The organism is Xanthobacter nonsaccharivorans (assembly GCF_043194755.2).
GTDB lineage: Bacteria > Pseudomonadota > Alphaproteobacteria > Rhizobiales > Xanthobacteraceae > Xanthobacter > Xanthobacter autotrophicus_G.
This window is the reverse complement of sequence record NZ_CM195526.1, coordinates 1767024-1782268: the sequence shown is the minus strand read 5'-3', so window position 1 is coordinate 1782268 and position 15245 is coordinate 1767024. Positions and strand designations below refer to the sequence as shown.

At 69.0% G+C, this 15245-nt stretch carries 15 protein-coding genes; 3 read left to right on the top strand and 12 right to left on the bottom strand.

Going from position 1 to position 15245, the window contains the following annotated elements; all coding sequences use genetic code 11:
- Nucleotides 1–66 precede the first annotated feature (66 nt).
- Nucleotides 67–393 (bottom strand): DUF1127 domain-containing protein, encoded by a 327-nt coding sequence (locus tag V5F59_RS08180; RefSeq protein ID WP_393982055.1) that lies wholly within the window; start codon nt 391–393, stop codon nt 67–69.
- 197 nt (nt 394–590) lie between these two features.
- On the opposite strand from V5F59_RS08180, the gene V5F59_RS08175 reads away from it, so the two are divergent.
- Entirely contained in the window at nt 591–1472 is an 882-nt protein-coding gene (locus V5F59_RS08175) for a LysR substrate-binding domain-containing protein (protein ID WP_393982056.1), read from the top strand.
- A 118-nt stretch (nt 1473–1590) separates the two neighbouring features.
- Here V5F59_RS08175 and V5F59_RS08170 read toward each other — a convergent pair whose 3' ends face one another.
- The 11 genes from V5F59_RS08170 to V5F59_RS08120 form a co-directional block, all read right to left on the bottom strand.
- A complete protein-coding gene (locus V5F59_RS08170; protein WP_393982057.1) occupies nt 1591–2307 on the bottom strand; it encodes a GntR family transcriptional regulator in 717 nt (238 codons plus the stop codon).
- Between the two features lie 135 nt (nt 2308–2442).
- Nucleotides 2443–2838: an oxalurate catabolism protein HpxZ gene (gene hpxZ / locus V5F59_RS08165; protein ID WP_393982058.1), complete on the bottom strand. Its 396-nt coding sequence runs from the start codon at nt 2836–2838 to the stop codon at nt 2443–2445.
- A 13-nt stretch (nt 2839–2851) separates the two neighbouring features.
- Nucleotides 2852–4282, bottom strand: a complete 1431-nt coding sequence (locus V5F59_RS08160; protein WP_393982059.1) for an AtzE family amidohydrolase — start codon at nt 4280–4282, stop codon at nt 2852–2854.
- Nucleotides 4283–4292: 10 nt separating this feature from the next.
- Nucleotides 4293–4514: an AtzG-like protein gene (locus V5F59_RS08155; protein ID WP_393982060.1), complete on the bottom strand. Its 222-nt coding sequence runs from the start codon at nt 4512–4514 to the stop codon at nt 4293–4295.
- A gap of 8 nt (nt 4515–4522) precedes the next feature.
- Nucleotides 4523–6304 carry a dipeptide ABC transporter ATP-binding protein gene (locus V5F59_RS08150; RefSeq protein ID WP_393982061.1) on the bottom strand — a complete coding sequence of 594 codons (1782 nt, stop codon included), beginning with the start codon at nt 6302–6304 and terminating at the stop codon, nt 4523–4525.
- Between the two features lie 11 nt (nt 6305–6315).
- Nucleotides 6316–7200 (bottom strand): ABC transporter permease, encoded by an 885-nt coding sequence (locus tag V5F59_RS08145; protein WP_393982062.1) that lies wholly within the window; start codon nt 7198–7200, stop codon nt 6316–6318.
- Nucleotides 7197–8210 (bottom strand): ABC transporter permease, encoded by a 1014-nt coding sequence (locus tag V5F59_RS08140; RefSeq protein ID WP_393982127.1) that lies wholly within the window; start codon nt 8208–8210, stop codon nt 7197–7199. Before V5F59_RS08140 ends, V5F59_RS08145 begins: the two co-directional genes overlap by 4 nt.
- Before the next feature lie 258 nt (nt 8211–8468).
- Nucleotides 8469–10091: an ABC transporter substrate-binding protein gene (locus V5F59_RS08135; RefSeq protein ID WP_393982063.1), complete on the bottom strand. Its 1623-nt coding sequence runs from the start codon at nt 10089–10091 to the stop codon at nt 8469–8471.
- Between the two features lie 223 nt (nt 10092–10314).
- Complete coding sequence (gene pssA, locus V5F59_RS08130; RefSeq protein ID WP_393982064.1) at nt 10315–11151, bottom strand: CDP-diacylglycerol--serine O-phosphatidyltransferase; 837 nt, start codon at nt 11149–11151, stop codon at nt 10315–10317.
- Entirely contained in the window at nt 11151–11852 is a 702-nt protein-coding gene (locus tag V5F59_RS08125) for a phosphatidylserine decarboxylase (protein WP_393982065.1), read from the bottom strand. Before V5F59_RS08125 ends, pssA begins: the two co-directional genes overlap by 1 nt.
- Before the next feature lie 126 nt (nt 11853–11978).
- Nucleotides 11979–12968 (bottom strand): AraC family transcriptional regulator, encoded by a 990-nt coding sequence (locus tag V5F59_RS08120; RefSeq protein WP_393982066.1) that lies wholly within the window; start codon nt 12966–12968, stop codon nt 11979–11981.
- Nucleotides 12969–13122: 154 nt separating this feature from the next.
- Here V5F59_RS08120 and V5F59_RS08115 point away from each other — a divergent pair, with 154 nt between their 5' ends.
- Nucleotides 13123–13890 carry a 3-hydroxyacyl-CoA dehydrogenase gene (locus tag V5F59_RS08115; protein ID WP_393982067.1) on the top strand — a complete coding sequence of 256 codons (768 nt, stop codon included), beginning with the start codon at nt 13123–13125 and terminating at the stop codon, nt 13888–13890.
- A 21-nt stretch (nt 13891–13911) separates the two neighbouring features.
- Nucleotides 13912–15102 (top strand): acetyl-CoA C-acyltransferase, encoded by a 1191-nt coding sequence (locus V5F59_RS08110; RefSeq protein ID WP_393982068.1) that lies wholly within the window; start codon nt 13912–13914, stop codon nt 15100–15102.
- The last annotated feature ends 143 nt before the right edge of the window (nt 15103–15245 follow it).

Sequence of the window (15245 nt, the reverse complement as noted above, 5' to 3'; positions counted from 1 at the left end):
ACGGCGCGGGTCAAGTCACGGCGGAATCGAGGGGCGCTCCCGCCGGATCTTCAGATCTCCGGACGCTCAGTTCTCCCGCGGGGCGCGGGCCAGCAGGCGCGCGGCGGCGCGCCGCTCGGTGGCGCGCAGCACCAGCACGCGGGTGGGGTCGCCCACGAAGGGCGCAGCCGATGCATCGCGCAGATCGGCGCGGGTCAGGCCGATGTCCCTCAGCATGCGGTCGTCGAGGCCGGCCAGCTCCCCGAGCACGCGGCGGTTCTCGAAACGGCGAGCCATGGTGCCCGCGATTTTCACGCCATTCGACGCCCCGCGCACCAGGGCGAGGCAGAAGGCGGCTACCATCTCGCCCACGGGGGCGACGACGATCCTGCGGGTTTCACCTTGAAAGCTCATTTTCATCTCCATTGCCGGACACCTTCCGCGCGGCCCCTTTCCTGGCCCCTTCTCGGTCCGCGCGGTTCTGGGAACCACCCGGTTTCGCGGCGCATCGTTTCGGCGTGTTGGTTTTGCGCGCTTGCGATAAATCACGCTAGCGAATGTTTTTCATCTCTCGTATCATTCTATGTGATGAATAAGGCGGAGCCGTGTGCATGACCGTCATGCTCGATCCCGACCAGTTGCGGACCTTCGTCGCCATTGCGGAGACGGGCAGTTTCACCCGCGCGGCGGAGGTGGTGCACAAGACCCAGTCTGCCGTCTCCATGCAGATGAAGCGCCTGGAGGAGCGGGTCGGCCGCCCCGTGTTCGTGCGCGACGGGCGCGCCTCCCGCCTCACCGAGGACGGCGAGCGCCTTTTGGATTTCGCCCGGCGCATCGTGAAGCTGAACATGGAGGCGGTCTCCAGCTTCGCCGATGCGGCCTTGTCGGGCCGGGTCTGCCTCGGCGTGCCGGACGACTATGCCGACCGCTATCTGCCGGACATCATGGCGCGCTTTTCCCGCACCCACCCCTCGGTGGAGCTGACGGTGATCTGCGAGCCCTCCACCGAGCTGGTGCAGCACATTGCGGCGGGCACCATCGACCTCGCCATCATCACCGCCACCGAGATCACCGCCCGCAACGCCCATGTCATCCGCCGCGAGCGGCTGCTGTGGGTGTCCTCGGCGCGTCATGCAGTGCATCTGGAAGCGCCGGTGCCGCTGGCGCTGGGGCGGCCCACCTGCCAGTGGCGCGACATCGCCGTGTCGCGCCTCGCCGGGGCGGGACGGGGCCATCGGGTGCTCTACACCAGCCCCAACAGCGGCGCGGTGGCGGCGGCGGTGCTGGCGGGCCTTGCGGTGTCGGTGCTGCCGGAATCGGCGCTGCGCACCGGCATGCGCGTGCTGGGCGCCGCGGACGGCTATCCCCCCTTGCCTCCCTGCGACATCGGCCTGCTGCGCAACCGGCACGAGCCGTCGGTGCTGGCCGATGCGCTGGCCCAGCACATCCTCCAGGGGCTCGACAATCTGAGCGAGCTGGACGCCGCCCAATAGGGCAATCTCGCGTTTCCCCGAATCGCGAGATTGCTCCACCTCTTTGTTTTATCGCACGTTCTTCACGCGAACCGGGATCCACATCGCGCCAAGACGCTCTCGCCGCGGGGCCGCGGCCCTACAGGGTCTCGGCGTAGCGCTCGTAGGCGTCCTCGACGGTGAGGATGTGCGCGCGCATGGCGGTCGCGGCCTCGGCCTTGTCGCCGCGCAGGATGGCGGTGACGACCCGGTCGTGCTCCTCATAGGAGCGGGCGAGACGGCCCAGCGTGCGGAACTGGGCTCGTCGGAAGGGCTGGAGCCGCGCGCGGGTGGCGAGCGTCAGCTCGGAGAGATAATCGTTGTGGGCACCGGCGTAGAGCGTGGTGTGGAAGCGCTCATTCAGCACGGTGTATCCGCTCTCGTCGCCGCGCCGGGTGAGATCGGCGAGCTCCGCATGGATGGAGGCGAGGCCGGAGCGCTCCGCCGCCGTCATGTTCACCGCGCACAGCCCGGCGCACAGGGCCTCCAGTTCCGCCATCACGTCGAACATGCCGCGCAGCCGGTCCAGCGAAGGCTGGGCCACCAGGGCGCTGCGGTGGGGCCGCGCCTCCACCAGGCCGGACGCGGCCAGGTCGCGCAACGCTTCGCGCACCGGCGTGCGGGAGACGCCGTAGCGCTTGGCGATCTCCACCTCTTCCAGCGGCGTGCCGGGGGCAAGGCGGCCACGCACGATGTCGTCGGCGATCTGCAGCCGCAATTCCTTCGTGCGCGTCACCGCGCGCCCGCGGGCACGGCGCTTTCTGGCGCGCGCGGGGGCCGGGGCGGCAGCGACAGGAGGCGGCGAAAGGAGCGTCATGGTTGAAAATCTACGCGGTTTCGACAGGGACGAAAGATCCGGTGGAAACCGGACGGATGCCTTGCGGAGGGAAGCAAGAGCCGAGCCGGTCGCGCCCCGGCGCCTTCTTCCGCCGGGGACGACGACAGGCGCCGCTCATGCCCCCTCCTTCTCCTCCGGAATGGTGGAGACGTGTGCCGCCACCACCCGCCAGCCCTCGGGAAAGCGTGCCCAGCTCTGCTGCTGGCGGCCGACGAGGCCGGGCGCATTGTCCCGATGGAACAGCGTGGAGGCGACCGCGAAGTCGCGGCCGTAGGTGGTGATGACGGTCTGCGCCAGCGTCCGCGCCAGCCCCGCCGGGGAGCGGGCGCGGCGGAAGGCGCGGATCGCCTCCATGCCGTAGAGATTTTCCCCGCCGCCGTAGCGGATGGTGCGGCCGTCGTCGTGGAACAGCGCTTCCAGCGTCGCCACGTCGTTGCCGACGAGGGCCGCCTCGTAGCGGGCGAACGCCGCCTCCACGTCCGCCTTCACCTCAGGAATGTCGATCTCCAAGATGTCCCCTCCCTCAGTTCGCCACCACGGCAGCGGCGATGCCCTCGCGCTCCAGCACCGCGGCGACGCGCAGCGCCACGTCCTCGCGCCAGGGCGCAGCGATGACCTGGACGGCGATGGGCAATTCCGGCTGGTCGCCCACCTCCACATGGACGGGCACCGCCACCACCGGCAGGCCGATGAAGGAGATGGGCTGGGTGAACAGGCCGAGGTTCGGCCGCACCGCCAGTTCCTCGCCGTCGAGCACGAAGGTCTTCTGGCCGAGCCTGGGGGCCCGGCAGGGCGTAGCGGGGGCGAGCAGCACGTCGTGGCGCGCGAGCAGTTTCAGCATCTCGCCGCGGAAATGACGGCGGAAGCGCTGGGCCGCATCCACCCAGGCGGCGGGAATGGCCAGGCCCGCCAGCAGGCGGTCGCGCACCGCCGGGTCGAAGTCCTCCGGCCGCGCGGCAAGCCGCCGGGCGTGGAGGCTCGCCCCCTCCGCCGCGGTGATGATATAGGCGGCGGCACGGGCACGGGCCGCGTCCGGCACGTCCACCACCTGCGTCACGCCGAGGGCTTTGGCCACCTTGTCCACCGCCGCCAGCGCCTCCGGCATGGTGCGGCTGCGGAACCAGCCGCCGGCGATGGCGATGTCGAGCCCCTCGATGCCGCTGCCCATCTGCTCGCTCACCGGCTCGTAGGGCCGGTGCGTCTGGCCCGGGTCGCGCTGGTCCTCGCCCTGCATGGCGTCATAGGAGAGGGCGAGGTCCGCCGCCGAGCGGGCCATCGGCCCGAGATGATCAAGCGCCGTCACGAACGGAAAGCTGCCGCCGCGCGACAGCCGCCCGTAGGTGGGCTTCAGCCCGAAGATGCCGCACAGGGAGGACGGCACGCGGATGGAGCCGTTGGTATCCGAGCCCAGCGCGATGGGCACGAGCCCCGCCGCCACCGCCGCGCCCGAGCCGCCGGAGGAGCCGCCGGTCATGCGCGAGAGGTCATGCGGATTGCGCGAGGAACCGTCGTGCACGTTCTCGCCGGTGAAGTCATAGGCATATTCGCCCATGTTCAGCGCCCCCACGAGCACCGCGCCCGCCGCCTCCAGCTTCTCGATGAGGGTGGCGTCGCGCGCGGCGGGGGGCAGGTCGCGGTTGATCTTCGAGCCGGCGCGGGTGGGAAGTCCCGCCACGTCGAACAGGTTCTTCACCGCGAAGGGCACCCCCGCGAGCGGCCCCAGCGGGGCGCCCTCGGCGCGGGCGGCGTCGATGCGGTCGGCGGTCGCGCGGGCGCGCTCGGCGGTGACATCGGTGAAGGCGTTCACCACCGGGTCGAGGGCGGTGATGCGGGCGAGTGTCGCCTCCACCACGTCGCGGGCGGAGACGGTGCCGGCCGCCACCGCGGCGGCGATCTCGGATGCGGGGGCGGTGGCGAGGGCCATGGCGTCGTCGGGCGGAAAGGGTACGGTCATGCGCCGGTCCTCACGGGCGATAGACGGGCGCGGGCTCCTCGGCATCGCCGAGGTCGAGGCTGCGCACCAGGGTCGCCGCATTGGCGATGGTGCGCAGCTGCACGAGCGCCTCGGCGCGCCATTCCGGCCGCGGCACGATGCCATAGGCGCTGAGCGCGCCGTCGAGGAGCAGTTCCAGCGCCGTGTCCGGCACGGGCGGAAGCGGGGTTTCGGTCGGCAAAGAGCAGGTCACGGGGCGCCTCACACGGGGGGATGGGGAATGGCAGCGATGAGCTCGCGGGTATAGGCATCCTTCGGCGCCTCCAGCACCTGGCTGGAGGTCCCCTCCTCCACGATCCGCCCCTGTCGCATGACGATGACGCGGTCGCACAGCAGGTTCACCACGTGGAGGTCGTGGGAGACGAAAAGATAGCTCATGCCGAGCCGCTGCTTCAGCTCTTCCAGCAGATTCAGCACCACCGCCTGCACCGACACGTCGAGGGCCGCGGTGGGTTCGTCGAGGATCACCAGGTCCGGATCGAGGGCGATGGCGCGGGCGATGCCGATGCGCGCCTTCTGGCCGCCCGAGAGCTGGTGGGGGAAGCGCTCCAGCAGGTTCTGCGGCAGGCCCACCATGTCGGCCAGCTCCGCCACGCGGGCGGTGAGCTTCGCGCCGCGCGAATAGCCCCCCATTCTGAGCAGCGGATCGGCGATGGCGCGCTCGGCGGTGTAGCGGGGGTTGAGGCTCTCGGTAGGATCCTGGAACACCATCTGGATGCGCCGCCGCATGGGATGGTGGGCGAAGTCCTTCGCCGGGATGGCGGAGAGATCCTGCCCCGCAAAGGTGATCCTGCCCGACGTCGGATCGACGAGACGCATGACGATGGTGGAGGTGGTGGACTTGCCGCAGCCGCTCTCGCCCACCAGGCCGACGCTCTCGCCTTTCTTCACCTCGAAGGAGATGCCGTCCACCGCCCGGAAGATGGTCTCCTCGCGCGTCAGCGCCTTGCCCTTGAGCTTCGCGAGGAAAGCGGAGGGGGCGCCCTGCCGGGGATATTCCTTGATGAGATTCTCGACCGTGAGGAGCGGTGTCCCCGCAACAGCCGAGGCGGCGGGCACGGGCACGGCGACCGGCCCCGCCATGGCCGGAAGGGCGGCCGGGACGCCCGGCCCCTCGCCGTCCGGCAGGAGGTCCTTCAGGGTGATGCCCGGGCGCGGCGTCGCCCGCATGAGCTTCCTGGTGTAGGGATGCTGCGGGTCGCGGAAGATGCGCTCGGCGGGCGCGGTCTCCACCACCTTGCCTTTCTCCATCACCATCACCGTGTCGCAATAGGTGGCGGCGAGGCCGAGGTCGTGGGTGATGAGGATGGTGGACATGCCGCGCTCGCGGGTGAGCTCGGTCACGAGGTCCATCACCGCCTTCTGCGTCGTCACGTCGAGGCCGGTGGTGGGCTCGTCGGCGATCATCAGCTGCGGCCGGCAGGCGAGCGCCAGCGCGATGACGATGCGCTGGCACATGCCGCCCGACAATTCGAACGGATAGGCGTGGTAGCGGTCCTCCGGCCGGGCGATGCGCACCTGCTTGAGGATGTCGATCACCTTCTCCTTCACATTGCGCGGGTCCGCCTGCACGTGCTGGAGCAGCACGTCGCCGATCTGCGCGCCGACCGTGCGGATCGGGTTCAGCGCGGCGCGCGGGTTCTGGAAGATCATGGACATCTCGCGCCCGCGCAGGTCGCGCATGGCGCTTTCCGGCGCGTGGGCGACGTCCATGCCGGAGAAGGTGATGGAGCCTTCCGCGATGCGCCCCGCCCGGTCGAGGATGCGCATCACCGTGTAGGAGGTGACCGACTTGCCCGAGCCGCTCTCGCCCACGATGCCGAGGGTCTCGCCCTTGGCGAGGGTGAGGTTCACCTGGCTCACCGCGGTGACGATGCCCCGGCGGGTGGTGAACTCCACGGTGAGGTCCCTGACCTCGAGCAGCGGGCCGCCCGCGGTCTCGGCCTTCGGCGGATGTGCCGTCACGTCCACGACGCCATGCATGGCAGCCTCCATCAGGTGCGGCGCTGGGGATCGACGATGTCGCGCAGACCGTCGCCCAGGAGGTTGAAGCAGAACACCGCGAACATGAGCGCGAGGCCGGGGAACAGGGCGATCCACCATTCGCCGGAGACGATGTAGGCGGCGCCTTCCGCCACCATGATCCCCCATTCCGGGGTGGGCGGGCGCACGCCAAGGCCGATGAAGCTGAGGCCCGCCGCATTCAGGATGGCGTAGCCCATGGTGAGCGACATCTGCACCATCATGATGGGCAGGATATTGGGCAGGATGGTCGTGAGCAGGATGCGCCATTCCGAATTGCCGGTGAGGCGCGCCGCCTGCACATAGCCCGCCTGCCGGCGGATGGCGGCCTCCGCGCGGGCGACGCGGACATAGAGCGGGAAGTTGATGATGGCGGTGGCGATGACGATGTTGGTCACCGTGTTGCCCAGCGCCGCCACGATGCCCATGGCCAGCACGAACAGCGGGAAGGCCATGATGGTGTCGGAGATGCGGCCGATGATGCGGTCGGTCCACCCGCCGAAGAAGCCGGAGGCGATGCCGGCGATGCCGCCCGCCGCGAACACCAGGGCCACCGAGAAGATGGCGATGGCCATGTCGAGCCGGGTCGCCACGATCACCCGGGAGAAGATGTCGCGTCCCAGATTGTCGGTGCCGAACCAGTGGGCGGCGGAGGGCGCCTGCAGCGCTGCCGCCGTGTTGCTGGCCAGCGGGTCATAGGGGACGATGAACGGCCCTACGCTGGCGCAGACCACCAGCACCAGGAACATGCCGAAGGCGATGCCGGTGACCGGATTGTCGGAGATGACGTAGCGCGCGTGCGCCAGCGTCGCGGCAAGGCCCTTGGGGGCGTGGGTGTCGGCCGTGGCGAGGGTCATGCTTCGCTCCGCGCGCGGGGGTCGATGATGCCGTAGGCAAGGTCGATGAGGAGGTTGAGGGCCACGTAGAGGATGGCCATGGCGAGCACGAAGCCCTGCACCGGCGCATAGTCCGAGGTGATCAGCGCCTCGACCGCGTAGGAGCCGATGCCCGGCCAGGCGAACACCTTCTCCACCAGCACGTTGGCGCCCAGCAGGAAGGAGAAGACCATGCCCAGCGTCGTCACCACCGGCAGCATGGCATTCCGGAAGGCGTAGGTGATGATGACCGTGTAGTCGGTGAGCCCCGCCGCCCGCGCCGTGCGCACGAACTCGGAGGAGAGCACAGCCAGCATGGAGGCGCGCGTCATGCGGGCAATGGGCGCCAGCGCGAAGATGGCGAGGGTGATGGCCGGCACCGCGAGCTGCGCCGCGGCGGCCCGGAAGGTGTCGAGGTCCCGCGCGAGAAGGCTGTCGATGAGGTAGAAGCCGGTCACCGTGTCCGGCGCCGAATAGAACACATCCAGCCGCCCGAGCGGCGCCGGCGCCCAGCCCAGCTTGAAGTAGAACACGTAGACGAGGAGCAGGCCGGTGAAGAACACCGGCAGCGACACGCCGGCCGTGGTGATGATGCGGCAGGCGTGGTCGATCCACGAGCCCTGCCTCACGGCCGCCACGATGCCGAACGGCACCGCGATGAGCAGCGCCAGCACGAGGCCGGCGAGGGTCAGCTCGGCCGAGGCCGGCAGGCGCGAGGCGATCTCCGTCGCCACCGGCTGGCCGGTGGAGAGCGAGGTGCCGAGGTCGCCCTTCGCCAGCGCCGACACATAGTCCGCGAACTGCACCGGCAGCGGCTTGTCGAGGCCGAGCTTGGCGCGGATCTCCGCAATGGCCTGGGGCGTCGCCGCGGGGCCGGCGAAGTAGGACGCCGTATCGCCCGGCAGCACGCGCGTAAGCAGGAAGGTGACGATCACCACGCCGATGAGGCTCGGCACGGCGGTGGCGAGACGGCTCGCCAGGAGCTTCAGCATGGTGCTTTCCTCGTGGTTGCGAAAGGTCCGGCGGGGCGCCTGCTCCGCCGCGGTTCCGTTCACGCCGTCATCCGCCGGCATCCTTCCGGGAAGCGGAACTGCGGACCACCCGGGTTCCGGGGCCATCCGCCGCGCCGGCGCCATCCGGCCGGCGAGGCCGGAGAGAGGGAGCGCACCGCGCCGGCAGAACTCCGGCACCACCCCCGGCGCGCTCCCTCCCGCCAGCCTCTCCCGCTCATGCAGGAGAAGCCGCCGCCGTCAGCCCTTCTGGAAGGCGCGATAGTCGAGCCGGCGATGGAACCAGTATTCGTAGCCGGTCACGTTCTTCTGCATCGCGACGTTCACATAGGGCTGGTAGAGCGGAATGCGCGGCACGTCGGCGAAGGCGAGGTCCACCATGCCCTTCACGTCGGTATCGTAGGCCGCCTTGTCGCCGGTCGCCGCCGCTGCGCGCGCGCCGTCGATGAAGGTGTCCATGGCCGCCGACTGGTAGCTCATGGTGTTGAAGACCGAATTCGAGCCGTGATAGCACCAGAAGAAGAAGTATTCCGGATAGTCGAGCCAGCCCGAGAACACGTTGGTGTAGAGCGGCAGCACCTTCTTGTTGAGCTCGGTGCGCCAGTTGGCGCCGGGGATCTTGTTGATGGTGGTCTTGATGCCGATCTGCGCCAGGTTCTCCTGCAGCAGCACGCAGACGGGCTCGTTCACGCCGGCAAAGCCCAGGTCGAACGAGAGCGTGGTGTCGATGCCGCCGGCATAGCCCGCCTCGGCGAGGAGCTGCTTGGCCTTGGCGAGGTCCGTGGTGAACTTGGTGGGCTGCGGCCAGGCCACCTTGGTCGCGGCGTCGGCGGGGGCGCCGAACATGGGCTTGCCGAGCCCGTAGAGCACCGCCTCCATGATCTTCTCATAGGGGATGGCATAGGCCACCGCCTCGCGCACCTTCGGATTGTCGAAGGGCGGGTTCTTCACGTTCATGCCGATGTACTGCACGCCGTTGGAATAGGGCACGGACGTGATGGTGAGCTTGCCGGCCTGCTTCAGCTCCATGAAGTCCTTGTTGGGCAGGTCGTAGGAAATGTCGGCGTCGCCGCGCTCCAGCAGCGCCCGGCGGTTGCCGGCGGAGGGCACCATGCGCCAGATGACGCGCTTGATCTTGGGCAGCGGGCCGCCCTTCCAGTCATCGAAGCGCTCGAAGATGACCTCGGTGCCGGGCGTCCACTTGGTGACGCGGTAGGCGCCGGAGCCCGCCGTGTTCTGCTTGGTGTACTCGAGGCCCCAGGGGTCCTTCTCGGTGGCGTTCTTCTTCACCAGCTCCGAGTTGATGACGCAGGGCACGATCACCGCGAGATCCGGGATGGTGAGGCGGTCCTTGCGCAGGAAGTCGACGCGCACGGTGTGATCGTCCACCACCACGAACTGCTCCGGCTTCTCCAGCGAGCCGGCCTTCATCTGGAAGGTGGGGAAGCCGCCGACGGACACGGCCCGGTCGAGGGACCACTTCACGTCCTTCGCCGTTACCGGGGTGCCATCCTGGAAGGTGGCGTTCTTCTTCAGTTTGAAGGTGACGGACATGTCGCCGATATTCATGTCCTCGGCCAATTCGCCGCGCAGCTTGTCGCGGTCGTAATAAGGCACGCCGTCCTTCTCGGTCATCTCGTGGGTGATGAGGCGGTCGTAGGTGTTCCAGCTTGCCTCATAGCCCGGCACGTTGGTGCCGACGCCGTGGATGTCGAGGTTGTTGGGGCCGCTTTCCGAAACGATCAGAAGGGTTTCGTTGCGCGCCTGCGCCTTGGCCGGAGAGAAGACCGCAGGGGCGGCGACGCCCGTTCCCGTGGCGACGGCTGTGGCGGACGCGGACTTCATGAATTCGCGGCGGTTCATTGGGCGACATCCCAGATGGTGACAGTCGCCCCATCCATTCAAGCCGCGTGCCAATTGCATGCAAAAATCGAATTTACCAAAGGTCTCAAATATCTAGATATCAGGAAGCACCGACGGAGCCCACGCCACCGATGGGTAATGTCTAATTTATAGCCAATTGCATGCACATTGCATGCAATTCGATGCGCCAGAATCCGGCATGCCGGACGCCCCGCCTGCCTGTTCAAGCGGCGGGGACGTCGGGACCCACGGCCGGATGCTCCGCCTTCCAGGCGGCCGAGAGGCGGCGGAAACGCAGGGTCGAGACCGGCAGCAGCGCCAAGTAGATCATCGAGCAGACCGACAGGACGATCCAAGGATAGCTCGCCAGGAGGGCGAAGAAGATGGCGACCGCCACCAGAAGCGGCAGCACCATATCCCGCCGCACCCGCCGCCCCAGGGTCTTGCCGGACCAGGCCGGCACCGTGGAGATCATCAGGAAGGCGATGGCCAGGGTGTAGATGAGGGCGATGGGCGCGCTGACCCCGCCATGCGGCACGCCGATCAGCTCCAGATAGATGGGCAGAAGCACCGTGATGGCGCCGGCCGGCGCAGGAATGCCGGTAAAGAAGTCCCCGGCGAACGGCGGCTTGTGCGGGTCGTCCAGCATCACGTTGAAGCGGGCGAGGCGCAGCGCCGCGCAGATGGCGTAGGCCAGCGCGGCGATCCAGCCGAAGGACCCGGCCTCGTTAAGCCCCCAGAAATACAGCATCAGCGCCGGCACGCAGCCGAAGTTCACGAAGTCGGCGAGGCTGTCCAGCTCCGCCCCGAAGCGCGATGTGCCCTTGAGCGCCCGGGCGAGGCGGCCGTCGATGCCGTCAAGCAGCGCGGCGAACACGATGGCCGCCAGAGCCAGCTCGATCCGCTCCTCGATGGCAAGGCGCACCGCCGTCAGCCCGGAGCACAAGGCGAGCAGCGTCACCAGATTGGGCAGGAGCACCCGGAAGGGAATGCGGCCGAAGCGGCCGAAGCGCGGCCGCGGCCGGCCTTCCGGATCGAACGGGGGAAAGGGGGTTTCCATCAGCTCACCCGGTAGGCGGTCTCGCGCGGCTGCTGGGCCGTGAGATCGCACAGGATGGTTTCGCCCGCCACCGTCAGCTGGCCCTCGGAGACCTGCACCTTCGTGCCCACCGGCAGGTACACGTCCACCCGCGAGCCGAAGCGGATGAGCCCGAACCGCTCGCCGGTGCCGATCGATTCGCCCTCCCGCACGAAGGAGACGATGCGCCGGGCGATGAGCCCGGCGATCTGCACCACGCCCACCCGGCAGTGCGGCGTGGAGATGACGAGGCCGTTGCGCTCGTTATCCTCGCTCGCCTTGTCGAGGTCGGCATTGAGGAACAGGCCGGGCTTGTAGGCGAGGCGCTCGATCCGCCCGGTCACCGGCGCGCGGTTCACATGCACGTTGAAAACGTTCATGAAAATGGAGATGCGCAGCAGCGGGTCGTCGGAGAGGTCCAGCTCCCGCGGCGGTCTGGCGAGGCCCACCTGGGAGATGCGCCCATCCGCCGGGGCGATCACCAGCCCTTCGCGCACCGGCGTCACCCGCGGCGGATCGCGGAAGAACAGGGCGGTCCACAGGGTGAGGCCCACCGCGATCATGCCGAGGAAGGTGGAGACCGACAGGAGGCCGAGCGCGATCACCGCAGCGATGGCGATGAAGGGATAGCCCTCCCTGTGGATGGGGACGAGCGCCTTGCGGATGGATGTGACGATCGACAACAGGAGCCTCCGGGGCGCCCTTCCGGCGCCGAAACTGGGCAACAGGTAGTGAGGGCGCGCCCACGCGTCAAATGCCGCCGCGCGCCGCAACGTCGCGGGTGCCGAAGGGCACCGCTGCCCCGGCTCTCAGCCCGCCCTCGCCCGCCGGAAGGCGCCGGGGCTCTGGGCGGTCCACTTGCGGAACGCCCGGTGGAAGGCGCTCGGCTCGGAGAAGCCCAGTTCGGCCGCGATCTCCCCCACCGGCCGCCCGCTTTCCTTCAGTAGGGTCTCCGCCAGGAGGCGACGCAGCTCGTCCTTGATGTCGCGATAGGCCTGCCCCTCGTCGGCGAGGCGGCGGCGCAGGGTGGATGCCGGCATCCGCATCTGCCGGGCCAGCTCCTCGAACGATGGCCAATCGGCGGCGGGCATATCCCTGAGCTTGGCGCGCACCCGCGCGGCGAGCCCGGCATCGTGCCGGTATCGTACCAGGATGTTGGCCGGCGCTCCCCGCAGGAAATCCTTGAGCGCGCGCTGGGATCGGCTGGCCGGCAACCTCAGGAAGGCGGCATCGAATGCAAGCCGGCTCACATCCTGGTTGAAGCGCACCGGTGCTCCGAAGAAAAGGCGGTAGTCGGCCCCGTGGTCCGGCGGCCCGCAACGGAAGTCCACCTGCCGCAGCGGGATGCGCCGGCCCACAAGCCAGCAGGCGATGCCATGCACGAGGATCCAATAGGTGCGGTAGGCGAAGGCCGAGCGCGTCCCGTCCGCATCCCGCAGCACCACGGCGGCGAGCCCGCTCTTAACCTCCAGCGTGCCCACGGGATCGTCCAGCACCACCCGCAGGAAGCGCAGCGCACGTCGCAGCGCCTGCTCCAACGTCTCGGCGCCCATCAGGGCGTGGCACAGGAGGGTGAAGCTGCCGAACCGCATGGGGCGGGCGCCGAGACCGAAGAATTCATCGTCGAGCGCCTCGGCCATGGCGAGCCACAGGGCCCCGTACTGCTCGGCGGAAACCGAACCCGCCACTGGCTGCGTGATCCCGGCACGCGTCAGAACGGGAACAGGATCGACACCCTGCGCCTTGAGACAGTCGAGCGCATCCGCCACGAAATAGGCGGAGATCATGCGCCGCTCCATGCTCCTCCCCCATAGTGGCAAAACCAACCGGAAAATTAGATCACTTCCGTCATCGAATGCCACTTGGCTTTTCGCTAGAGGGAGAGCGACCGTCCGGCTGCGGCGGGCCAAGATCGACAGAAAAACCAGCTGCAAGGCCAACGGGAGGCTTTCCATGAAGATCGACGGGCGCGTCTTCCTCGTTACCGGCGCGGGCTCCGGCCTCGGCGCGGCGGTGGCGCGGATGCTGGTGGAGAACGGCAGCCGGGTGATCGTCGTCGACGTGAATGGAGAGGCCGGGGCCGCCACCGCGGCGGCGCTGGGAGACGCGGCCCGCGCCATCCGCGCGGACGTGACCAGCGCAGACGACGGCGTGGCCGCCGTGAAGCTCGCGCTTGACACCTTCGGCCACCTCCACGGCCTCGTGAACTGCGCCGGCGTCGCCCCCGGCGAGAAGGTCGTGGGCCGGGAAGGCCCGCATCGGCTGGAGAGCTTCGCCCGTGCCGTGAGCATCAACCTCATCGGCACCTTCAACATGCTGCGCCTCGCGGCCGATGCCATCGTGAAGGAAGCTCCCGACGAAAACGGCGAGCGCGGCGTCATCATCAACACCGCCTCCATCGCCGCCTACGACGGGCAGATCGGCCAGGCGGCCTATGCGGCCTCCAAGGGCGGCGTGGCCGCCCTGACCCTGCCGGTGGCGCGGGAGCTGGCGCGATTTGGCGTGCGGGTGGTCACCATCGCGCCCGGCATCTTCGAGACCCCCATGATGACCGGCATGCCGCAGGAAGTGCAGGACGCACTGGGCAAGAGCGTGCCGTTCCCGCCCCGGCTCGGCCGTCCGCCGGAATATGCCGCGCTCGTCAAGCACATCTGCGAGAACACCATGCTCAACGGCGAGGTGATCCGCCTCGACGGCGCCCTGCGCATGCCCCCCCGCTGAGACTTGCCCGGAGACACTGACATGTCGGCTTCCGATCCCATCGTCATCGTCGGCTCTGCCCGCACCCCCATGGGCGGCTTCCAGGGCGACCTCAAGGATGTCGCCGCCCCGGCGCTCGGCGCGGCCGCCATCGGCGCAGCCCTTGCCCGCGCCGGCCTCGCCCCCGACCAGGTGGACGAGGTGGTGTTCGGCTGCGTTCTGCCAGCCGGTCTCGGCCAGGCGCCCGCGCGGCAGGCGGCCCTCGGCGCGGGCCTCCCGCTTTCCACCGGTGCCACCACCGTCAACAAGATGTGCGGCTCGGGGATGAAAGCTGCCATGTTCGCCCACGACCTCCTTGTTGCCGGCTCCGCCGACGTGGCGGTGGCGGGCGGCATGGAGAGCATGAGCAACGCGCCCTATTTGCTCGACCGCGCCCGCGGCGGCTACCGCATGGGCCACGGCAAGGTCATCGACCACATGTTCTTCGACGGGCTGGAGGACGCCTACGACAAGGGCCGCCTGATGGGCACCTTCGCCGAGGAGTGCGCCGAGGCCTACCAATTCACCCGCGAGGCGCAGGACGCCTTCGCCATCGGCTCTCTCACCAAGGCGCAGAAAGCCATGGTGGGCGGCGCCTTCGACAAGGAGATCGTTCCCGTGACGGTCAAGGCCGGCAAGGCCGAACGCATCGTCTCGGCGGACGAGCAGCCGCCCAAGGCAAAGCTCGACAAGATTCCCACCCTCAAGCCCGCCTTCCGCGACGGTGGCACCGTGACCGCAGCCAACTCCTCCTCCATCTCGGATGGCGCGGCGGCGCTCGTGCTCATGCGGCGATCGGAGGCGGAGAAGCGCGGCCTCACCCCGCTCGCGGCCATCGTCGGCCATTCCACCCACGCCCAGGCGCCAAATCTTTTCACCACAGCCCCCATCGGCGCGGTGAAGACGCTCGCCGAGAAGACGGGGTGGGACCTCAAGGACGTGGACCTCTTCGAGATCAACGAAGCCTTCGCCGTGGTGCCCATGGCCGCCATGCGCGACCTCGGCCTGCCGGAAGAGAAGGTGAATGTCCATGGCAGCGCCTGCGCCCTCGGCCACCCCATCGGGGCGTCGGGCGCACGAGTGATGGTGACATTGCTCGCCGCGCTGGAACGCTACAATCTCAAGCGCGGCATCGCCTCGCTGTGCATCGGCGGCGGAGAGGCAACGGCCGTCGCCATCGAGCGGCTGGGGTGAGACACCTCTCCGCGGACGCAAGGCCAAGCCCTCTCCCGCCTGCGGGGGAAGGTTGGGAGGAGAACGGGACGCGGTACGTCTTCGGACGTTGATCCGCCAACCCCGGCCTTTCGCCCCCTTCCCGGCCCTTCCCTGCTTGCGGG